The 21478-nt window shown below is 45.1% G+C and carries 14 protein-coding genes, 9 tRNA genes and 4 rRNA genes; all 27 read left to right on the plus strand.

From position 1 onward, the window contains the following. The first annotated feature begins 32 nt into the window (after nt 1–32). On the plus strand, nt 33–1967 hold the full coding sequence (ftsH, locus tag LIT25_00445) for an ATP-dependent zinc metalloprotease FtsH (protein ID USK33974.1): 1935 nt from the start codon (nt 33–35) through the stop codon (nt 1965–1967). 219 nt (nt 1968–2186) lie between these two features. Next, entirely contained in the window at nt 2187–2954 is a 768-nt protein-coding gene (locus LIT25_00450; protein USK33975.1) for a type III pantothenate kinase, read from the plus strand. Between the two features lie 19 nt (nt 2955–2973). Continuing rightward, entirely contained in the window at nt 2974–3852 is an 879-nt protein-coding gene (gene hslO, locus LIT25_00455; GenBank protein USK36108.1) for an Hsp33 family molecular chaperone HslO, read from the plus strand. A 23-nt stretch (nt 3853–3875) separates the two neighbouring features. Beyond that, a complete protein-coding gene (locus tag LIT25_00460) occupies nt 3876–4787 on the plus strand; it encodes a peptidyl-prolyl cis-trans isomerase (GenBank protein ID USK33976.1) in 912 nt (303 codons plus the stop codon). A gap of 106 nt (nt 4788–4893) precedes the next feature. Then, nucleotides 4894–5817 carry a cysteine synthase A gene (gene cysK, locus LIT25_00465; GenBank protein ID USK33977.1) on the plus strand — a complete coding sequence of 308 codons (924 nt, stop codon included), beginning with the start codon at nt 4894–4896 and terminating at the stop codon, nt 5815–5817. Between the two features lie 132 nt (nt 5818–5949). Continuing rightward, nucleotides 5950–7380: an anthranilate synthase component I gene (trpE, locus tag LIT25_00470; GenBank protein ID USK33978.1), complete on the plus strand. Its 1431-nt coding sequence runs from the start codon at nt 5950–5952 to the stop codon at nt 7378–7380. Next, nucleotides 7377–7964 (plus strand): aminodeoxychorismate/anthranilate synthase component II, encoded by a 588-nt coding sequence (gene pabA / locus LIT25_00475; protein USK33979.1) that lies wholly within the window; start codon nt 7377–7379, stop codon nt 7962–7964. The genes trpE and pabA overlap by 4 nt, the downstream gene beginning before the upstream one ends. A gap of 4 nt (nt 7965–7968) precedes the next feature. Next, nucleotides 7969–8832 carry an aminodeoxychorismate lyase gene (gene pabC / locus LIT25_00480; GenBank protein ID USK33980.1) on the plus strand — a complete coding sequence of 288 codons (864 nt, stop codon included), beginning with the start codon at nt 7969–7971 and terminating at the stop codon, nt 8830–8832. 15 nt (nt 8833–8847) lie between these two features. Beyond that, nucleotides 8848–9705 carry a dihydropteroate synthase gene (gene folP, locus LIT25_00485; protein USK33981.1) on the plus strand — a complete coding sequence of 286 codons (858 nt, stop codon included), beginning with the start codon at nt 8848–8850 and terminating at the stop codon, nt 9703–9705. After that, nucleotides 9698–10060 carry a dihydroneopterin aldolase gene (folB, locus tag LIT25_00490; protein ID USK33982.1) on the plus strand — a complete coding sequence of 121 codons (363 nt, stop codon included), beginning with the start codon at nt 9698–9700 and terminating at the stop codon, nt 10058–10060. Before folP ends, folB begins: the two co-directional genes overlap by 8 nt. Next, nucleotides 10057–10581: a 2-amino-4-hydroxy-6-hydroxymethyldihydropteridine diphosphokinase gene (gene folK, locus LIT25_00495; GenBank protein USK33983.1), complete on the plus strand. Its 525-nt coding sequence runs from the start codon at nt 10057–10059 to the stop codon at nt 10579–10581. The genes folB and folK overlap by 4 nt, the downstream gene beginning before the upstream one ends. After that, complete coding sequence (locus tag LIT25_00500; protein USK33984.1) at nt 10533–10739, plus strand: helix-turn-helix domain-containing protein; 207 nt, start codon at nt 10533–10535, stop codon at nt 10737–10739. Before folK ends, LIT25_00500 begins: the two co-directional genes overlap by 49 nt. Before the next feature lie 23 nt (nt 10740–10762). Then, a complete protein-coding gene (dusB, locus tag LIT25_00505; GenBank protein ID USK33985.1) occupies nt 10763–11764 on the plus strand; it encodes a tRNA dihydrouridine synthase DusB in 1002 nt (333 codons plus the stop codon). A 92-nt stretch (nt 11765–11856) separates the two neighbouring features. Continuing rightward, nucleotides 11857–13356: a lysine--tRNA ligase gene (gene lysS / locus LIT25_00510; GenBank protein USK33986.1), complete on the plus strand. Its 1500-nt coding sequence runs from the start codon at nt 11857–11859 to the stop codon at nt 13354–13356. A gap of 286 nt (nt 13357–13642) precedes the next feature. Then, nucleotides 13643–15178: ribosomal RNA gene (locus LIT25_00515) — 16S ribosomal RNA — on the plus strand. Nucleotides 15179–15411: 233 nt separating this feature from the next. Beyond that, nucleotides 15412–18342: ribosomal RNA gene (locus tag LIT25_00520) — 23S ribosomal RNA — on the plus strand. Nucleotides 18343–18432: 90 nt separating this feature from the next. Beyond that, nucleotides 18433–18548 (plus strand): 5S ribosomal RNA (gene rrf, locus LIT25_00525). Between the two features lie 37 nt (nt 18549–18585). After that, nucleotides 18586–18661 (plus strand) — tRNA-Val (locus LIT25_00530). A gap of 46 nt (nt 18662–18707) precedes the next feature. Next, nucleotides 18708–18783 (plus strand) — tRNA-Thr (locus LIT25_00535). 171 nt (nt 18784–18954) lie between these two features. Beyond that, nucleotides 18955–19030, plus strand: a tRNA-Lys gene (locus LIT25_00540). 14 nt (nt 19031–19044) lie between these two features. Continuing rightward, nucleotides 19045–19125 (plus strand) — tRNA-Leu (locus tag LIT25_00545). A gap of 9 nt (nt 19126–19134) precedes the next feature. Beyond that, nucleotides 19135–19206: transfer RNA gene (locus LIT25_00550), tRNA-Gly, on the plus strand. A 9-nt stretch (nt 19207–19215) separates the two neighbouring features. Further along, nucleotides 19216–19304 (plus strand) — tRNA-Leu (locus LIT25_00555). A gap of 14 nt (nt 19305–19318) precedes the next feature. Continuing rightward, a tRNA-Arg gene (locus LIT25_00560) sits at nt 19319–19395 on the plus strand. 4 nt (nt 19396–19399) lie between these two features. Beyond that, nucleotides 19400–19476 (plus strand) — tRNA-Pro (locus LIT25_00565). Nucleotides 19477–19493: 17 nt separating this feature from the next. Beyond that, nucleotides 19494–19569 (plus strand) — tRNA-Ala (locus LIT25_00570). Between the two features lie 153 nt (nt 19570–19722). Beyond that, nucleotides 19723–21259 (plus strand): 16S ribosomal RNA (locus LIT25_00575). Together the 16S, 23S and 5S rRNA genes with 9 tRNA genes alongside form the textbook arrangement of a ribosomal RNA operon. The last annotated feature ends 219 nt before the right edge of the window (nt 21260–21478 follow it).

The following is a 21478-nucleotide window of genomic DNA, read 5'->3' on the forward strand; positions in this document are numbered from 1 at the left end:
ATAGTTATGTTTACTGTGGGAGGAGGTAAGGAATGAATCGGATCTTCCGTAATACCATATTTTATTTATTAATCTTTTTAGTGGTTATTGGAGTCGTCAGTTTTTTCCAAGGAAACAATACAAAAACTGAAGCATTAACTTACAGCACGTTCATTTCCGAACTTGAGGCTGGAGATGTTGAAGAAATAACAATTCAGCCGATGCGTGGGGTTTATGAAGTTAAAGGTAAGTTAACTGATTATAAAGAAGATGAGTTATTTGTAACTCATGTATTAAGCGACAAAGCATTAGACCGTGTGGATGCTGCTGCTCAGGGGAAAACGGACGTTAAGTTCGTACCTGCAGAAGAAACCAGCGGATGGGTAACGTTCTTTACATCCATCATTCCTTTTGTCATTATCTTCATTCTTTTCTTCTTCTTGCTCAACCAGGCTCAGGGCGGCGGCAGCCGTGTCATGAACTTTGGTAAAAGCAAAGCTAAGCTTTACAGCGAAGAAAAGAAAAAAGTCAGATTTAAAGATGTTGCAGGTGCAGATGAAGAGAAGCAGGAGCTTGTTGAAGTCGTGGAATTCCTGAAGGATCCACGTAAATTTGCAGAGCTTGGCGCCCGCATTCCTAAAGGTGTTCTACTTGTAGGACCTCCTGGAACAGGTAAAACGCTTCTTGCACGTGCTGCTGCCGGAGAAGCTGGCGTGCCGTTCTTCTCAATCAGCGGATCTGATTTCGTTGAAATGTTTGTCGGTGTAGGGGCTTCCCGTGTTCGTGACTTGTTTGAGAATGCGAAAAAGAACGCACCGTGTATTATCTTTATTGATGAAATTGATGCAGTTGGCCGTCAGCGCGGCGCTGGTCTTGGCGGAGGTCATGATGAGCGTGAGCAGACCCTTAACCAATTGCTTGTTGAAATGGATGGATTCGGCGGAAATGAAGGAATCATTATGATTGCTGCTACAAACCGCCCAGACATTCTTGATCCTGCTTTATTGCGTCCAGGCCGTTTTGACCGTCAAATTACGGTTGACCGTCCTGATCTTAAAGGTCGTGAGGCAGTGCTTCAAGTACATGCCCGCAACAAGCCTTTAGATGATGGTGTCAATTTAAAATCGATCGCCGCCCGTACACCTGGATTCTCAGGGGCAGATCTTGAAAACCTTCTGAATGAGGCTGCACTTGTTGCTGCCCGCCGCAATAAGAAAAAGGTCGATATGACAGATATTGATGAAGCTACAGACCGTGTAATTGCAGGTCCTGCGAAGAAGAGCCGTGTTATTTCTCAAAAAGAACGCAAAATTGTTGCCTATCACGAGGCAGGGCATACAATTATCGGAGTAATTCTTGATGAGGCTGATATGGTCCACAAAGTAACAATCGTACCACGCGGTCAAGCTGGCGGATACGCTGTTATGCTTCCGAAAGAGGATCGTTACTTTATGACGAAACCTGAGCTTCTTGATAAAATTACCGGACTGCTCGGTGGACGTGTAGCTGAGGATATCGTGTTTGGCGAAGTCAGCACAGGAGCATCCAATGACTTCCAGCGTGCGACAGGCATTGCCCGCCGCATGGTAACAGAGTTTGGTATGAGTGATAAGCTTGGGCCATTGCAATTTGGCCAATCGCAAGGACAAGTGTTCTTAGGACGCGACTTCAACAGCGAGCAGAACTATAGTGATGCCATTGCACATGAAATTGATATGGAAGTGCAGCGTTTCATTAAAGAAAGCTATGAGCGCGCTAAGAAGATTCTTACTGAGAATCGTGACAAATTAGAGCTGATTGCTCAAACACTGCTTGAAATTGAAACACTCGATGCAGAACAGATTAAACACCTTGTGGATCATGGCACATTGCCGGATCGACCAGCTGCTGATCTCGACAAAAAACAAGAAGATGTGAAAGTGAACATCCTCCCTAAAAAGGATGAAGAACAAACATCTGAAATACATGAAGATCGAAAAGAAGATTAATTAGTCTTTAGAAGAACCGCATGTTCATTATGAGCTTGCGGTTCTTTCTTTTTGCATTCCATCTTCTAAAAAGAATAAAATGGAGATGTTGTTTATTTTGGGAAATAAAAACTGATTCAGTTCTTATTTTTATACGATTCGATTTCTTACCTCGTATGATATGATTGGAAAGAATAAAACTTAAAAAGTGAAAAGAAACTATACAAAGTGGTGATACATATGTTTTTAGTATTGGATGTAGGGAATACAAATACCGTTTTAGGCGTTTTTGGGAGTGATGAATTAAAACATCACTGGCGTATTGAAACGACAAGAAACAAAACGGAAGATGAGTTTGGCATGCTGATCAAATCATTATTTGAACATGAAGGTATAAAGCTTACCGATATTAAAGGAATTATTATTTCGTCCGTTGTTCCTCCAATTATGTTCTCGCTCGAGAGAATGTGTTCAAAGTACTTTAAGCAAAAGCCTTTAGTTGTAGGACCGGGAATGAAAACAGGTTTGAACATAAAATATGAGAATCCGCGTGAGGTTGGTGCTGACAGAATTGTAAATGCAGTGGCCGGCATTCATTTATACGGTGGGCCTTTGATTATTGTCGACTTTGGTACAGCCACAACCTATTGTTATATCAATGAGGAAAAACAATATATGGGGGGAGCTATTGCCCCGGGAATTAACATTTCAACAGAAGCGTTATATTCAAGGGCAGCTAAACTTCCAAGAATTGAAATTGCAAGACCGGACGATATTATTGGAAAAAATACTGTGAGTGCGATGCAGGCCGGTATTTTATTTGGCTATGTGGGACAAGTAGAAGGCATTGTTAATAGAATGAAACAGCAGTCAAAAGCAGAGCCTAAGGTTATTGCTACAGGAGGACTGGCATCATTGATTGCATCTGAATCGAATGTAATTGAGATTGTCGATCCTTTCCTGACGTTAAAAGGCCTGCAGCTTATTTATGAAAGAAACAGCATATAATTTGGAAGGTGAGATTACAATGGATTATTTAGTGAAGGCGCTTGCGTTTGACGGGCAAGTGCGTGCATATGCTGCAAAAACAACAGATACAGTAGGAGAAGCGCAAAGAAGACACCAGACATGGCCGACTGCATCAGCGGCTTTAGGCCGGTCTATGACAGCTGGAGTCATGCTTGGATCTATGCTTAAAGGCGAGAATAAAATGACGATCAAAGTTGAGGGAGGCGGGCCTATCGGTGTCATTGTTGTAGACAGCAATGCAAAAGGCGAGGTGAGAGGCTACGTCACAAACCCTCAAACTCATTTTGACCTTAACGAAAAAGGGAAGCTTGATGTCGCAAGAGCAGTAGGCACCTCAGGCATGCTTTCCATTGTGAAGGATCTTGGAATGAAAGAACATTTTACAGGTTCGGTTCCCATCGTGTCTGGTGAATTAGGTGAGGATTTCACCTATTATCTTGTATCCTCAGAGCAGGTTCCTTCGTCTGTGGGCGTTGGAGTACTTGTTAATCCGGATAATACAATCCTTGCAGCGGGTGGATTCATTATTCAATTAATGCCGGGTACGGATGAATCAACCATTACAGAAATCGAAAAACGTCTTGGCAGTGTAGAGCCAATCTCGAAGTTAATTCAAAAAGGTTTAACTCCAGAAGAAATTCTTTTTGAAGTATTAGGTAAAGAAAATGTGAAGCTGCTGGATAAACATTCCGTTGCCTTCCATTGCCCTTGCTCCCGCGAAAGAATCGCAAATGCCATTATCAGCCTAGGTGCCGAAGAAATTCAAAGCATGATTGAAGAGGATGGCAAAGCAGAAGCAGAATGTCATTTCTGCAATGAGAGATATCATTTCAATAAAGAAGAATTAACAGAGATGAAGGAAAGTGCCTCAAACTGAACAATGAAACAGGAGATGGAGAAATGAACGGGAAAACAGTATGGTCAATCATTTTTGGCCTTGTCATCATTAATTGTTTTACCTTGGCCTATTTCTTATCTAAAGATGATAGTATAGCAGCTGTTGTTTCTGGAAACCAGAAATCGGAGTCCATTGCTGTTGTCGGAAAGAAAGAAATTACAAGGGAAGATTGGATGGCGGAGCTTGAAGAGCGTTTCGGAAAAGAAACACTTGAAGAGATGATTAATTTTACAGTAGTTGAGGAGCTTGCGGAAAAGCACAGCATCAAGATTCCGGAAGAAGAACTTGAACGCGAGCTGACGATGTACAAATCCATGTACAATTCTCTTGATAACGAACAACAGCTGACAGATACTAAAGAACTGCGCGAGCAAATCAGATACAGCATACTATTAGAAGAATTGTTAACCAAGGATGTTGAAATATCTGATAAAGAACTAAAAGCTTATTATGACTCCAATAAAGAGCTGTATTCAATTGAAGATTCGTATCACTTATTCCATATTGTGACGGAGACCGAGGAAGATGCTTTAAAAGTGATAGAAGAACTAAAAGGCGGTTCAAGCTTTGAAGCGCTGGCTGCTGAAAAGTCAATTGATGAATTTACGGCAAACGAGGGCGGAGAGCTTGGGTTTGTGTCAGCCGATATTGATTACCTTCCATCAAAATATGTTGACGAGGCTGAGAAACTGAAAATAGATGAATGGAGTCAGCCGATTAAGAGTGATCTCGGCTATTCAGTTCTTTTATTAAAAGAAAAGCTTAATGGTGTCCATTACTCATATGAAGATGTCAAAAATCAAATGAGAAGGCAAATTGCACTAGAACAAATGGAATCTGCTGTATCTGTTAAACCATTGTGGGAAGAGGCAGGGGTTACGTGGTTTTATGGCGATGATACTTCTAAGGAATAAGTAGTTTGTCCTATCCGAGAAGTAAGAAAAGATTGACAATTCAGAATGAGTTTTGGTACATTCTTTTTAAAGCCAATAAAAATACTCGGAAATAGAGGTGGTCAGATTGACGCGTGTTGCAAATTCAATACACGAACTGATTGGGGAAACACCGATAGTGAAGTTAAATCGAATCGTAGAAGAGGATAGCGCTGATGTTTATTTGAAGCTTGAGTTTATGAACCCGGGAAGCAGCGTAAAAGACCGGATTGCACTTGCAATGATTGAGGCAGCTGAAGAAAAGGGTCTTCTTAAAGCTGGAGATACGATTATTGAACCAACAAGCGGCAATACAGGAATCGGCTTAGCAATGGTAGCTGCTGCTAAAGGCATTAAGGCTATTTTGGTTATGCCTGAGACAATGAGTATGGAGCGCCGTAATCTTTTAAAAGCATATGGAGCAGAGCTTGTGCTTACACCAGGTCCAGAAGGAATGGGCGGAGCCATTCGCAAAGCTGAGGAACTTTCTAAAGAACATAGCTACTTCATGCCTCAGCAATTTAAAAATGAAGCGAATCCTGAAGTTCACCGCAGAACAACAGGTCCTGAAATTGTGAGCCAAATGGGCGATAAGCTTGATGCATTTATTGCAGGTATCGGAACAGGCGGTACAATCACTGGTGCAGGCCAAGTACTTAAGGAAGCTTATCCAGACATCAAGATTTATGCTGTTGAGCCTTCAGATTCACCAGTATTGTCTGGCGGTAAACCGGGCCCTCATAAAATTCAGGGTATCGGCGCCGGATTTGTGCCTGATATTTTAAAAACAGACATTTACGATGGAGTCATTACCGTCAAAAATGAAGAAGCATTTGAGGTTGCCCGCCAAGCAGCTAAAGAAGAAGGTTTGCTCGGAGGGATTTCTTCTGGTGCAGCCATTAAAGCTGCATTGCAGGTTGCGAAAGAATTAGGAAAAGGCAAAAAAGTTCTGGCCATCATTCCAAGCAACGGCGAAAGATACTTAAGCACTCCGCTTTATCAATTCGATTAAAAATAAAAACAGCCTTCGGGCTGTTTTTTCTATATAGTCTCTTTAGTTTCCACTCCTTTCAATATTTTCATCATGTAATCTTCTTGTGTTTTAGGTAAAATGGAGGTATGAGTTTTTAAGGAGAGGGTACAGATGCATCTTGAGAGAAAGCCGATCGCAAAAAAAGCGGAATACAATCTTGATTTCTTTAAACAATATCAGCATCTTTCTAAACATGAGGAGTATCATGCATTCTTAGAAAGCGGCAGAGGCGGACGGTACAGCATTGCAGGACTGAAGCCTGCAGCGATTGTAAGAGGGAAAGATTCTGTTTTGACCATACAGTCGAATGATACGGAAGAAGAACGGAATGGGAATCTGCTCGATACATTCAGAGATTGGTTTTCTGCTTATAAATCTGTTAAAGACGAAGAGCTTCCGGATTTTCAGGGAGGAGCCATTGGCTTTTTCAGCTACGATTGTGTAAGGTATTTTGAAAAACTGGAACAGCATTCAGAAGATGATCTGGAAACGCCTGATTTGTTTTTCCTGCTGTTTGATGATCTTGCTGTTTATGATCACCAAATGCGTGAGGTTTGGTTCATTACCCATTACAGACAGGATAATGAAGTAGAAGAGGCTAAGAGACGTATTGCTGAAATGGAGCGGAGCTGGACTGAGGTGCGTTCTGAGCCATTTACTCATAAACCGGCCGCGCCTGAAGGGGAAGCGCTTCAGGGTGCTTTTACTAAAGAATCTTTTATGGAAGCAGTAGAGAAAATCAAAGAATATATAGAGAGCGGCGATGTTTTTCAAGTGAATTTATCCGTAAGGCAAACCCAGCCGTTAGGTGTTCATCCGCTTAAGATTTATGAAACGCTAAGAGAATTAAATCCTTCTCCTTACATGGCTTATCTGGAATTGAAGGATTTCCAGATTGTCAGCGGCTCTCCAGAGCTTTTAGTGAAGATTGATGGAGAAAAAGCAAGCACGCGCCCAATCGCAGGAACTAGGTCGAGAGGGGAAAATGAAAAGGAAGATACAAAGCTTGCTGATGAACTGATTCAAAATGAGAAGGAACGGGCAGAACATGTCATGCTCGTCGATCTCGAGAGAAATGACTTAGGAAGAGTATGCAAGTACGGATCAGTTGATGTAAACGAGTTTATGGTCATTGAAAAATATTCGCATGTTATGCACATTGTTTCAAATGTACAAGGAATATTAGCTGAAGGCAAAGACTATATCGATGTTTTTAAAGGTGTTTTTCCTGGCGGCACGATAACAGGAGCGCCGAAAATAAGGACGATGGAAATTATTGAAGAATTAGAACCGTCTCGAAGAGGCATTTATACGGGCTCCATCGGCTGGATTGGATATAATGGAGATATGGAGCTGAACATTGTCATCCGTACACTGCTTGCAAAGGATGGACATGCCTACATCCAGTCAGGAGCGGGGATCGTGATCGACTCAAATCCGAAACATGAATACAAAGAGTCATTAAAAAAGGCGCAGGCCTTATTGAGGGCAAAAGAGCTGAGTGAAGAAGAGAATATGACAGCAGAGGTGAGAGAAAGATGATTTTAATGATTGATAATTATGATTCATTTACATTCAATTTAGTGCAGTATTTAGGTGAGCTTGGTGAAGAGCTGATTGTCCGCAGGAATGATGAAATTACTCTGGCTGAAATGGAAGAGCTTGCTCCGGATTTCTTAATGATTTCACCAGGGCCATGCAGTCCTAACGAAGCGGGAATCAGTCTTGCAGCCATAGAGCACTTCGCAGGGAAAATTCCTATTTTTGGAGTATGCCTTGGTCATCAATCCATTGCGCAGGTATTTGGCGGTGATGTAGTCCGTGCAGAACGATTAATGCATGGCAAAACATCCGAGATGCATCATTATGGAAAAACAGTCTTTCAGGACATAGAAAATCCATTTACCGCGACGCGCTATCATTCATTAATTGTGAAAAAAGAAACATTGCCGGACTGCTTTGAGATTACAGCATGGACAGATGAAGATGAAATTATGGCGATTCGGCATAAAACCCTTCCAATCGAAGGGGTGCAATTTCATCCTGAATCGATTATGACTTCTTTCGGAAAAAATCTGCTGGGCAATTTTATAAAAACCTACCAGCCATCTAGAAAACTGGTTTAATGATATGTATATTTACCTTAATTCAGACTATGTAAAAGCAGAGGAAGCAAAAATCTCCCCTTTTGATCATGGCTATTTGTATGGATTAGGGGTATTTGAAACATTCAGGCTGTATAAGGGGCATCCTTTTTTACTGGACGATCACTTGCAGCGTCTGCAGAGTGCCATGGAAGAGCTTCACATCCGCTTAGAACTATCCGGTCTTAAGATTGAGGATGTGATTCAGAAGCTGCTTGTCCTTAATCAGCTGGAGAACGAGAACGTCTCCGTTCGTTTAAATGTTTCAGCAGGTGCCGGCGGGCTAGCTTTTGGGGCAATGGAATACATGGAGCCGACCGTGATGCTCTTTATGAGGAAGCTGCCTGAAATGCCTGAGAACTTTGAAAAGAGCGGGCGTATCTTATCGCTGCCGCGCAATACCCCTGAGGGAGAGCTGCGCCTGAAATCGCATCATTATCTTAATAATATACTGGCCAAGCATGAAATCGGCAATGACCCATCAATTGAAGGCATTTTTTTAACAAAAGAAGGTTTTGTGGCAGAAGGAATTGTATCTAACCTTTTTTGGGTGAAAAATCATATCGTATATACTCCTTCAATTGATACTGGTATTTTAAATGGGATTACCCGCCAGTTTATTATGCGCTGTTTAGAAAAAATCGGCCTGCAAGCGGAGGAAGGTTTCTATCCAACAGAAAAGCTGCTAAAAGCTGATGAGGTATTTGCGGTAAATTCTGTTCAGGAGATCATTCCTTTAAAAGAAATTGGTTCCCAATCTTTTTTAGGGAAAAAAGGTGAAATTACGCAAACACTACAGAAGATGTATAAGCAAAATACAATGCTGCTGAAAAGCAGATTTGAGCTGTAAAGGATTGATGAGAAGATGGACACGATTATATTGGACAATAAGAAACAACTATCATGCGGCCCTTATCATTTAAACCTAAGTGAAAAGACCTTTATCATGGGAATCTTAAACCTCACTCCGGACTCATTTTCTGATGGAGGGAAATTTAATCAAATAGATTCTGCCCTTGCACATGCAGAAGAGATGATTGCAAACGGGGCGGATATTATTGATGTTGGAGGGGAATCCACAAGACCTGGGGCAGAGTATGTTGATTCTGCTGAAGAGATCAAAAGAGTGGTTCCGATTATTGAAAAACTTTCTAATGACATCAATGTGCCAATATCTATTGATACGTATAAAGCGGATGTGGCTGAACAGGCCATACTTGCAGGAGCGACCATAATTAACGATGTATGGGGAGCTAAAGCAGATTCAAATATGGCTGCTGTAGCGGCTAAGTATAATGTTCCCATTGTTCTAATGCACAATAGGCCAGAGCGGAAATACGACAGCCTGATTCCTGATATGATCGCCGATCTTAATGAAAGTGTTGAAATTGTTAAGCGGGCGGGTGTACAGGATGATAAGATTATTTTAGACCCGGGAATAGGTTTTGCAAAGACAATGGAGGATAACCTCGTTGTCATGAGAAACCTTGAAACATTTACGAAGCTTGGCTATCCGGTCCTTTTAGGAACATCAAGAAAATCCTTCATTGGCCGCATTCTTGACCTCCCACCTTCTGATAGAATGGAAGGGACGGGCGCGACCGTGTGCCTCGGCATTGAAAAAGGGTGCAGCATTGTGCGTGTGCATGATGTTCAGGGTATTGCAAGAATGGCAAAGATGATGGATGCGATGCTTGGAAAAGGGGCGGCTGTTCATGGATAAAATTGTTGTGAGCGGAATGGAATTCTACGGGTATCACGGTGTATTCTCAGAAGAAACGAAACTAGGCCAGCGGTTTCGCGCGGATCTTACGGTCGAGCTTGATTTGCGGGAAGCTGGACAGACAGATGATCTTCAGCATACAGTAAATTATGCTTCTCTCTACCACATCTGCAAAAACATTGCTGAAGGGAAGCCATATAAGCTTGTGGAGTCTGTTGCGGAAAAGATAGCGGAGCAAGTGCTGAAGGAATTCCAGCAGGTGATCAATTGCACAGTAAAGCTGTACAAGCCAGATCCTCCAATCCCAGGGCATTATCGGCATGTTTCGGTTGAAATCAAAAGAGGCCGGACATGAACAAGGCCTTTCTCGCACTTGGATCTAATATAGGAGACAGAGAGCGTTATGTAAAAGATGCCATCCTAAGCTTACACGAGCATCCAGCTATAGAGGTAGAAAATATTTCCTCTATTTATGAAACAGATCCAGTCGGGTATGTGGATCAGGATGCATTTTTGAACATGGTGCTCTCCGTCCGCACAGAATTATCAGCGTTTCAGCTGCTGGCTGTCATGCAGGAGATTGAAAAAGAGCTTGGCAGAAAAAGAGAATTAAAATGGGGTCCGCGAACTTTAGACCTTGACATTTTATTGTTTAATCACGAAAATATTGAAACAGAGCACCTAATTATTCCTCACCCAAGGATGTTAGAACGCTCATTCGTATTAATACCGCTTTATGAGATACAACCAGATATAAGTATTCCAAACAGCGAGCAGCCGCTTTCGATGATTATAGATCAATTAACAGATAAAAAAGGAGTACGAATATGGAAGCAGAAAAATGGGGAAGACGTATTCGCGCTTTTCGAAAGCTAAAAGGATATACTCAAGAAGGCTTTGCAAAAGACTTGGGTATTTCTGTTTCTGTTTTAGGTGAAGTTGAACGGGGAAACAGACTGCCGAATGATCAGTTGATACAAGAAGTAGCGGCCGCGCTGAACGTCACCATAGAAGAATTATCACCAAGAGATTGAATCGCAGAAAAGGAGGTCAAATAATGTTTAAAATAGGCGATATTCAAATGAAAAACCGCGTTGTTCTTGCGCCAATGGCCGGAGTCTGCAACTCTGCATTCCGTCTGACAGTAAAAGAATTTGGAGCGGGTCTTGTTTGTGCTGAAATGGTCAGCGATAAAGCGATCCTTTATAACAATGCCAAAACAATGGGTATGCTGTATATTGATGAGCGCGAAAAACCATTAAGCCTTCAAATTTTCGGAGGCGAAAAAGAAACGCTTGTAGAAGCAGCTAAATTCGTTGAGAAGAATACCACTGCAGATATTATTGATATCAATATGGGGTGCCCTGTACCTAAGATTACGAAATGTGATGCAGGTGCAAGATGGCTCCTTGATCCGGACAAAATTTATGACATGGTTTCAGCTGTTGTTGATGCAGTAGATAAACCTGTAACTGTTAAAATGCGCATGGGCTGGGATGACAAACATATCTATGCTGTCAGAAATGCTCAAGCAGTTGAAAGAGCGGGCGGAAAAGCTGTAGCGCTTCATGGCCGTACAAGAGTTCAAATGTATGAAGGAACGGCAAATTGGGATATCATTAAAGAAGTTAAACAATCTGTCAATATTCCTGTTATCGGAAATGGCGATGTCCAAACACCTCAAGATGCAAAAAGAATGCTTGATGAAACAGGTGTTGATGGCGTCATGATCGGCCGTGCGGCACTTGGAAACCCATGGATGATCTATCGTACAGTTCAGTATCTGGATACGGGAGAATTGATCGGTGAGCCGTCTGTTCGCGAAAAAATGGATGTATGCAAGCTTCACTTAGACCGCTTGATCGCATTAAAAGGTGAAACGGTAGCTGTCAGAGAAATGAGAAAGCATGCTGCATGGTACCTTAAAGGAATCCGCGGCAACGCCATCGTAAGAAACGCCATTAATACAATGGATACAAGAGATGAGCTTGTGAACTTGCTTGATGAGTTTATTTTAGAGGTAGAAGCAAAACAACAAAACAGCATTCAGGCAGGATAATCTGTCTTTCAACGCAGCGATTGCATACTGCCAGTTTGAACTGGCAGTTTTTCTGCTTTCGTTCGTAAATAATAGAATAGGAGCTGATTTTTTTGAGTCACGAAGAATTAACCCACGAAGAACTGAATGACCAGCTGAAAGTAAGACGGGAAAAATTACATACACTTCGCGAAAAAGGTTTGGATCCATTCGGCAAACGTTTCGAGCGTACAGGTTATACAGCACAATTGGTGCGAGAGTACGGTGAAATTTCAAAAGAAGATCTTGAAGAAAGAGAAATTTCTGTTACGCTTGCCGGAAGAATCATGACCAAGCGAGGCAAAGGAAAAGCGGGATTTGCTCACATTAAAGACATCGAAGGGCAAATTCAGATCTATGTGCGCAAAGATGCTGTAGGCGATGAGCAGTATGAGCTTTTCACTACAGCTGACTTAGGGGATATTGTCGGTGTTACAGGAGTTATGTTCAAAACAAAAGTAGGCGAGCTTTCTATTAAAGTCACAAGCTTTGAATTGCTGACAAAATCATTGCGTCCTCTCCCAGACAAATTTCATGGCTTAAAAGACATCGAGCAGCGCTACCGTCAAAGATACCTTGATTTAATCATGAACGACGAAAGCAAAAGCACATTTATTGCACGAAGCAAGATCATTCAGTCTATGCGCCGTTATTTGGACCAAAACGGATACTTAGAGGTCGAAACACCAACTATGCATACAATTGCAGGCGGAGCATCAGCACGTCCGTTTGTAACGCATCACAACGCACTTGATATGCAATTGTACATGCGCATCGCGATAGAGCTTCATTTGAAGAGACTAATTGTGGGCGGAATGGAAAAAGTATATGAAATCGGCCGTGTATACAGAAACGAAGGAATTTCTACGCGCCATAATCCGGAATTCACGATGATTGAGCTTTATGAGGCTTATGCAGACTATAGAGACATCATGTCATTAACTGAAAATCTCATTGCTCATATTGCAAAAGAGGTAACTGGATCTACAAAAGTGACTTATGGCGAATATGAGATTGATCTTCAGCCTGAGTGGACAAGACTGCACATGGTTGATGCAATCAAAGAACGTACAGGTGTAGACTTCTGGCAGGAAATGACCGTTGAAGAAGCGCGTGCACATGCAGCGGAGCATAATGTTGAAATTAACAAAAACATGACTGTAGGCCATATAATCAATGAATTTTTTGAGCAAAAAGTAGAAGAGCATTTAATTGAGCCGACATTTATCTTTGGTCATCCTGTTGAAATCTCTCCTCTTGCGAAAAAGAATGATGAAGATCCTCGTTTCACTGATCGTTTTGAATTATTCATTGTAGCGCGCGAGCATGCGAACGCATTTACAGAACTCAATGATCCAATCGATCAAAAAGAGCGTTTTGAAGCACAACTTCAAGAAAGAGAACAAGGAAATGACGAAGCGCATATGATGGACGAAGACTTCATTGAAGCTTTGGAATACGGAATGCCTCCAACAGGCGGTCTTGGAATCGGAATCGACCGTGTTGTTATGCTTCTGACAAACTCTTCTTCAATAAGGGATGTATTGTTATTCCCGCATATGAGACATCGTTAATATCGGTTTAAAGCCTCCGTTCAAATACGGAGGTTTTTTTATTTTATTTTTTTATAAAAAAGTCTTGCTTAATAGTGTTAGCGGTGATATATTATTAAACGTTGCCGCAAAAAAAGCGGACAAACACAAAAATAAAAAGTTGAAAAGAGTGCTTGACTTAATAAAGTGAATTTGTTATTATTATAAAGCTGCTCTTGAAGCAAATGATCTTTGAAAACTAAACAAAACCAAAAGCGTACCAAACGTTTTAAATTTTTAAGTCAGCAACAAATTGAGTCACAAATTTTCTTCGGAGAGTTTGATCCTGGCTCAGGACGAACGCTGGCGGCGTGCCTAATACATGCAAGTCGAGCGGACCTCTTCGGAGGTCAGCGGCGGACGGGTGAGTAACACGTGGGCAACCTGCCTGTAAGACTGGGATAACTCCGGGAAACCGGAGCTAATACCGGATAGTATCTTGAACCGCATGGTTCAAGATGGAAAGACGGTTTCGGCTGTCACTTACAGATGGGCCCGCGGCGCATTAGCTAGTTGGTGAGGTAATGGCTCACCAAGGCAACGATGCGTAGCCGACCTGAGAGGGTGATCGGCCACACTGGGACTGAGACACGGCCCAGACTCCTACGGGAGGCAGCAGTAGGGAATCTTCCGCAATGGACGAAAGTCTGACGGAGCAACGCCGCGTGAGTGATGAAGGTTTTCGGATCGTAAAACTCTGTTGTTAGGGAAGAACAAGTGCGAGAGTAACTGCTCGCACCTTGACGGTACCTAACCAGAAAGCCACGGCTAACTACGTGCCAGCAGCCGCGGTAATACGTAGGTGGCAAGCGTTGTCCGGAATTATTGGGCGTAAAGCGCGCGCAGGCGGTTTCTTAAGTCTGATGTGAAAGCCCCGGCTCAACCGGGGAGGGTCATTGGAAACTGGGAAACTTGAGTGCAGAAGAGGAGAGTGGAATTCCACGTGTAGCGGTGAAATGCGTAGAGATGTGGAGGAACACCAGTGGCGAAGGCGACTCTCTGGTCTGTAACTGACGCTGAGGCGCGAAAGCGTGGGGAGCGAACAGGATTAGATACCCTGGTAGTCCACGCCGTAAACGATGAGTGCTAAGTGTTAGAGGGTTTCCGCCCTTTAGTGCTGCAGCTAACGCATTAAGCACTCCGCCTGGGGAGTACGGTCGCAAGACTGAAACTCAAAGGAATTGACGGGGCCCGCACAAGCGGTGGAGCATGTGGTTTAATTCGAAGCAACGCGAAGAACCTTACCAGGTCTTGACATCCTTTGCCACTTCTAGAGATAGAAGGTTCCCCTTCGGGGGACAAAGTGACAGGTGGTGCATGGTTGTCGTCAGCTCGTGTCGTGAGATGTTGGGTTAAGTCCCGCAACGAGCGCAACCCTCGATCTTAGTTGCCAGCATTCAGTTGGGCACTCTAAGGTGACTGCCGGTGACAAACCGGAGGAAGGTGGGGATGACGTCAAATCATCATGCCCCTTATGACCTGGGCTACACACGTGCTACAATGGATGGTACAAAGGGCTGCGAGACCGCGAGGTTTAGCCAATCCCATAAAACCATTCTCAGTTCGGATTGCAGGCTGCAACTCGCCTGCATGAAGCTGGAATCGCTAGTAATCGCGGATCAGCATGCCGCGGTGAATACGTTCCCGGGCCTTGTACACACCGCCCGTCACACCACGAGAGTTTGCAACACCCGAAGTCGGTGGGGTAACCGCAAGGAGCCAGCCGCCTAAGGTGGGGTAGATGATTGGGGTGAAGTCGTAACAAGGTAGCCGTATCGGAAGGTGCGGCTGGATCACCTCCTTTCTAAGGATATATGAGGACGCTTTTGGTTTTTGTTTAGTTTTGAGAGATCATTCTCTCTATGATAGAAGACAAATCATCTGATTTGCCGGTTGTTCTTTGAAAACTAGATAACGTAATTGATAACAAGTAATTCACTGAGATTTACGCTTACCATAATTAGTGATTTTCTAGACATTTATGTCTAAACAAACAACGAAATGCGAAACGCATCTTATGATGCGACTGACCATTTAGGTTAAGTTATGAAGGGCGCACGGTGGATGCCTTGGCACTAGGAGCCGATGAAGGACGGGGACTAACACCGATATGCTTTGGGGAGCTGTAAGTAAGCTTTGATCCAGAGATTTCCGAATGGGGAAACCCACTGTTCGTAATGGAACAGTATCTTTATCTGAATACATAGGATAATGAAGGCAGACCCGGGGAACTGAAACATCTAAGTACCCGGAGGAAGAGAAAGCAAACGCGATTTCCCAAGTAGCGGCGAGCGAAACGGAATTAGCCCAAACCAAGAGGCTTGCCTCTTGGGGTTGTAGGACACTCTATACGGAGTTACAAAGGAACGGGGTAGATGAAGCGACCTGGAAAGGTCCGTCAGAGAAGGTAATAACCCTGTAGTCGAAACTTCGTTCCCTCCAGAGTGGATCCTGAGTACGGCGGGACACGAGAAATCCCGTCGGAAGCAGGGAGGACCATCTCCCAAGGCTAAATACTCCCTAGTGACCGATAGTGAACCAGTACCGTGAGGGAAAGGTGAAAAGCACCCCGGAAGGGGAGTGAAAAGATCCTGAAACCGTGTGCTTACAAGTAGTCAGAGCCCGTTAATGGGTGATGGCGTGCCTTTGTAGAATGAACCGGCGAGTTACGATCCCGTGCAAGGTTAAGTTGATGAGACGGAGCCGCAGCGAAAGCGAGTCTGAATAGGGCGTTTTAGTACGTGGTCGTAGACCCGAAACCAGGTGATCTACCCATGTCCAGGGTGAAGTTCAGGTAACACTGAATGGAGGCCCGAACCCACGCACGTTGAAAAGTGCGGGGATGAGGTGTGGGTAGCGGAGAAATTCCAATCGAACCTGGAGATAGCTGGTTCTCTCCGAAATAGCTTTAGGGCTAGCCTCAAGTATGAGAGTCTTGGAGGTAGAGCACTGATTGGACTAGGGGCCCTCATCGGGTTACCGAATTCAGTCAAACTCCGAATGCCAAAGACTTGCTCCTTGGGAGTCAGACTGCGAGTGATAAGATCCGTAGTCAAGAGGGAAACAGCCCAGACCACCAGCTAAGGTCCCAAAGTATACGTTAAGTGGAAAAGGATGTGGAGTTGCTTAGACAACCAGGATGTTGGCTTAGAAGCAGCCACCATTTAAAGAGTGCGTAATAGCTCACTGGTCGAGTGACTCTGCGCCGAAAATGTACCGGGGCTAAACGTATCACCGAAGCTGTGGACTGTTCTTACGAACAGTGGTAGGAGAGCGTTCTAAGGGCGTTGAAGCTAGACCGTAAGGACTGGTGGAGCGCTTAGAAGTGAGAATGCCGGTATGAGTAGCGAAAGAGGGGTGAGAATCCCCTCCACCGAATGCCTAAGGTTTCCTGAGGAAGGCTCGTCCGCTCAGGGTTAGTCGGGACCTAAGCCGAGGCCGAAAGGCGTAGGCGATGGACAACAGGTTGATATTCCTGTACCACCTCCTCACCATTTGAGCAATGGGGGGACGCAGGAGGATAGGGCAAGCGCGCTGTTGGATATGCGCGTCCAAGCAGTTAGGCTGAGAAGTAGGCAAATCCGCTTCTCATATAAGGCTGAGCTGTGATGGCGAGGGAAATTTAGTACCGAAGTTCCTGATTCCACACTGCCAAGAAAAGCCTCTAGCGAGGTGAGAGGTGCCCGTACCGCAAACCGACACAGGTAGGCGAGGAGAGAATCCTAAGGTGAGCGAGAGAACTCTCGTTAAGGAACTCGGCAAAATGACCCCGTAACTTCGGGAGAAGGGGTGCTTTTTAGGGTTCATAGCCCTGAAAAGCCGCAGTGAATAGGCCCAGGCGACTGTTTAGCAAAAACACAGGTCTCTGCGAAGCCGCAAGGCGAAGTATAGGGGCTGACGCCTGCCCGGTGCTGGAAGGTTAAGAGGAGAGGTTAGCGCAAGCGAAGCTTTGAATTGAAGCCCCAGTAAACGGCGGCCGTAACTATAACGGTCCTAAGGTAGCGAAATTCCTTGTCGGGTAAGTTCCGACCCGCACGAAAGGCGTAACGATCTGGGCACTGTCTCAACGAGAGACTCGGTGAAATTATAGTACCTGTGAAGATGCAGGTTACCCGCGACAGGACGGAAAGACCCCGTGGAGCTTTACTGTAGCCTGATATTGAATTTTGGTACAGCTTGTACAGGATAGGTAGGAGCCTTGGAAGCCGGAGCGCCAGCTTCGGTGGAGGCATTGGTGGGATACTACCCTTGCTGTATTGAAATTCTAACCCACAGCCCTGATCGGGCTGGGAGACAGTGTCAGGTGGGCAGTTTGACTGGGGCGGTCGCCTCCTAAAATGTAACGGAGGCGCCCAAAGGTTCCCTCAGAATGGTTGGAAATCATTCGCAGAGTGTAAAGGCACAAGGGAGCTTGACTGCGAGACCTACAAGTCGAGCAGGGACGAAAGTCGGGCTTAGTGATCCGGTGGTTCCACATGGAAGGGCCATCGCTCAACGGATAAAAGCTACCCCGGGGATAACAGGCTTATCTCCCCCAAGAGTCCACATCGACGGGGAGGTTTGGCACCTCGATGTCGGCTCATCGCATCCTGGGGCTGTAGTCGGTCCCAAGGGTTGGGCTGTTCGCCCATTAAAGCGGTACGCGAGCTGGGTTCAGAACGTCGTGAGACAGTTCGGTCCCTATCCGTCGTGGGCGCAGGAAATTTGAGAGGAGCTGTCCTTAGTACGAGAGGACCGGGATGGACGCACCGCTGGTGTACCAGTTGTCTTGCCAAAGGCATCGCTGGGTAGCTATGTGCGGAAGGGATAAGTGCTGAAAGCATCTAAGCATGAAGCCCCCCTCAAGATGAGATTTCCCATCACATTAGTGAGTAAGAACCCTGAAAGATGATCAGGTTGATAGGTCTGAGGTGGAAGCGCGGTGACGTGTGGAGCTGACAGATACTAATCGTTCGAGGACTTAACCACAGTCTAATAAAGTGTAAAACCTAAGTGAATCTTGTTATCAAACGTTATCTAGTTTTGAAAGAATAACATTCTTTCTTCAATTGCATATTGTCTGGTGATGATGGCAAAGAGGTCACACCCGTTCCCATGCCGAACACGGAAGTTAAGCTCTTTAGCGCCGATGGTAGTTGGGGGTTTCCCCCTGTGAGAGTAGGACGTTGCCAGGCAGTATACTTTTATACTTTAGCACGAAAGTGCTGTAATGGAGGATTAGCTCAGCTGGGAGAGCATCTGCCTTACAAGCAGAGGGTCGGCGGTTCGAGCCCGTCATCCTCCACCATTTATTCTTTACAGCTGCTTAATATCAGCGAAACTTACTATTAAATGCCGGTGTAGCTCAATTGGTAGAGCAACTGACTTGTAATCAGTAGGTTGGGGGTTCAAGTCCTCTTGCCGGCACCATTTTTTACCGAAACATGTTTTATTTATTAATTATGTGCCATTAGCTCAGTCGGTAGAGCACGACCGAGTAATCTTCGAAGCTTACGCTTCAGCACACAAATCGAGCCACTCCTTGAATAATCTTTCTGAGATTTGGGTGTCTTGCAAAACTAAAGAGTGTTTTTTAACTATGTGCCATTAGCTCAGTCGGTAGAGCATCTGACTTTTAATCAGAGGGTCGAAGGTTCGAGTCCTTCATGGCACACCATTTTTCCTTAATATGCGGGTGTGGCGGAATTGGCAGACGCGCTAGACTTAGGATCTAGTGTCTTTGACGTGGGGGTTCGAGTCCCTTCACCCGCATCATATTTTGCGGAAGTAGTTCAGTGGTAGAACACCACCTTGCCAAGGTGGGGGTCGCGGGTTCGAATCCCGTCTTCCGCTCTTACTTGCGCCGGGGTGGCGGAACTGGCAGACGCACAGGACTTAAAATCCTGCGGTAGGTGACTACCGTACCGGTTCGATTCCGGTCCTCGGCACCACTTATATCATATATGCGCCCGTAGCTCAATTGGATAGAGCGTTTGACTACGGATCAAAAGGTTATGGGTTCGACTCCTATCGGGCGCGCCATATACGGGAAGTAGCTCAGCTTGGTAGAGCACTTGGTTTGGGACCAAGGGGTCGCAGGTTCGAATCCTGTCTTCCCGACCATTTTCAACTTTTAATTAGGGGCCTTAGCTCAGCTGGGAGAGCGCCTGCCTTGCACGCAGGAGGTCAGCGGTTCGATCCCGCTAGGCTCCACCAATTACTTTTAAAAAGTTGTTGACTTAATGATTCAACAATGATATGATTTAAAAGTTGCTCTTGAAGCAAATGATCTTTGAAAACTAAACATAACCAAAAGCGTACCAAACGTTTTAAATTTTTGAAGTCAGCAACAAATCGAGTCACAAATTTTCTTCGGAGAGTTTGATCCTGGCTCAGGACGAACGCTGGCGGCGTGCCTAATACATGCAAGTCGAGCGAACTTCTTCGGAGGTTAGCGGCGGACGGGTGAGTAACACGTGGGCAACCTGCCTGTAAGACTGGGATAACTCCGGGAAACCGGAGCTAATACCGGATAGTATCTTGAACCGCATGGTTCAAGTTGGAAAGACGGTTTCGGCTGTCACTTACAGATGGGCCCGCGGCGCATTAGCTAGTTGGTGAGGTAATGGCTCACCAAGGCAACGATGCGTAGCCGACCTGAGAGGGTGATCGGCCACACTGGGACTGAGACACGGCCCAGACTCCTACGGGAGGCAGCAGTAGGGAATCTTCCGCAATGGACGAAAGTCTGACGGAGCAACGCCGCGTGAGTGATGAAGGTTTTCGGATCGTAAAACTCTGTTGTTAGGGAAGAACAAGTGCGAGAGTAACTGCTCGCACCTTGACGGTACCTAACCAGAAAGCCACGGCTAACTACGTGCCAGCAGCCGCGGTAATACGTAGGTGGCAAGCGTTGTCCGGAATTATTGGGCGTAAAGCGCGCGCAGGCGGTTTCTTAAGTCTGATGTGAAAGCCCCCGGCTCAACCGGGGAGGGTCATTGGAAACTGGGAAACTTGAGTGCAGAAGAGGAGAGTGGAATTCCACGTGTAGCGGTGAAATGCGTAGAGATGTGGAGGAACACCAGTGGCGAAGGCGACTCTCTGGTCTGTAACTGACGCTGAGGCGCGAAAGCGTGGGGAGCGAACAGGATTAGATACCCTGGTAGTCCACGCCGTAAACGATGAGTGCTAAGTGTTAGAGGGTTTCCGCCCTTTAGTGCTGCAGCTAACGCATTAAGCACTCCGCCTGGGGAGTACGGTCGCAAGACTGAAACTCAAAGGAATTGACGGGGCCCGCACAAGCGGTGGAGCATGTGGTTTAATTCGAAGCAACGCGAAGAACCTTACCAGGTCTTGACATCCTTTGCCACTTCTAGAGATAGAAGGTTCCCCTTCGGGGGACAAAGTGACAGGTGGTGCATGGTTGTCGTCAGCTCGTGTCGTGAGATGTTGGGTTAAGTCCCGCAACGAGCGCAACCCTTGATCTTAGTTGCCAGCATTCAGTTGGGCACTCTAAGGTGACTGCCGGTGACAAACCGGAGGAAGGTGGGGATGACGTCAAATCATCATGCCCCTTATGACCTGGGCTACACACGTGCTACAATGGATGGTACAAAGGGCTGCGAGACCGCGAGGTTTAGCCAATCCCATAAAACCATTCTCAGTTCGGATTGCAGGCTGCAACTCGCCTGCATGAAGCTGGAATCGCTAGTAATCGCGGATCAGCATGCCGCGGTGAATACGTTCCCGGGCCTTGTACACACCGCCCGTCACACCACGAGAGTTTGCAACACCCGAAGTCGGTGGGGTAACCGCAAGGAGCCAGCCGCCTAAGGTGGGGTAGATGATTGGGGTGAAGTCGTAACAAGGTAGCCGTATCGGAAGGTGCGGCTGGATCACCTCCTTTCTAAGGATATATGAGGACGCTTTTGGTTTTTGTTTAGTTTTGAGAGATCATTCTCTCTATGATAGAAGACAAATCATCTGATTTGCCGGTTGTTCTTTGAAAACTAGATAACGTAATTGATAACAAGTAATTCACTGAGATTTACGCTTACCATAATTAGTGATTTTCTAGACATTTATGTCTAAACAAACAACGAAATGCGAAACGCATCTTATGATG

The sequence above is a fragment of the Bacillus sp. F19 genome, from assembly GCA_023823795.1.
Taxonomy (GTDB): Bacteria; Bacillota; Bacilli; order Bacillales; family Bacillaceae; genus Bacillus_P.

Excerpts from the sequence above, each read along its gene's own strand:
- ftsH (USK33974.1), top strand. The coding sequence starts at position 33 with ATGAATCGGATCTTCCGTAATACCATATTTTATTTATTAATCTTTTTA.
- LIT25_00450 (USK33975.1), top strand. The coding sequence starts at position 2,187 with ATGTTTTTAGTATTGGATGTAGGGAATACAAATACCGTTTTAGGCGTT.
- hslO (USK36108.1), top strand. The coding sequence starts at position 2,974 with ATGGATTATTTAGTGAAGGCGCTTGCGTTTGACGGGCAAGTGCGTGCA.
- LIT25_00460 (USK33976.1), top strand. The coding sequence starts at position 3,876 with ATGAACGGGAAAACAGTATGGTCAATCATTTTTGGCCTTGTCATCATT.
- trpE (USK33978.1), top strand. The coding sequence starts at position 5,950 with ATGCATCTTGAGAGAAAGCCGATCGCAAAAAAAGCGGAATACAATCTT.
- pabA (USK33979.1), top strand. The coding sequence starts at position 7,377 with ATGATTTTAATGATTGATAATTATGATTCATTTACATTCAATTTAGTG.
- pabC (USK33980.1), top strand. The coding sequence starts at position 7,969 with ATGTATATTTACCTTAATTCAGACTATGTAAAAGCAGAGGAAGCAAAA.
- folP (USK33981.1), top strand. The coding sequence starts at position 8,848 with ATGGACACGATTATATTGGACAATAAGAAACAACTATCATGCGGCCCT.
- folB (USK33982.1), top strand. The coding sequence starts at position 9,698 with ATGGATAAAATTGTTGTGAGCGGAATGGAATTCTACGGGTATCACGGT.
- folK (USK33983.1), top strand. The coding sequence starts at position 10,057 with ATGAACAAGGCCTTTCTCGCACTTGGATCTAATATAGGAGACAGAGAG.
- LIT25_00500 (USK33984.1), top strand. The coding sequence starts at position 10,533 with ATGGAAGCAGAAAAATGGGGAAGACGTATTCGCGCTTTTCGAAAGCTA.
- dusB (USK33985.1), top strand. The coding sequence starts at position 10,763 with ATGTTTAAAATAGGCGATATTCAAATGAAAAACCGCGTTGTTCTTGCG.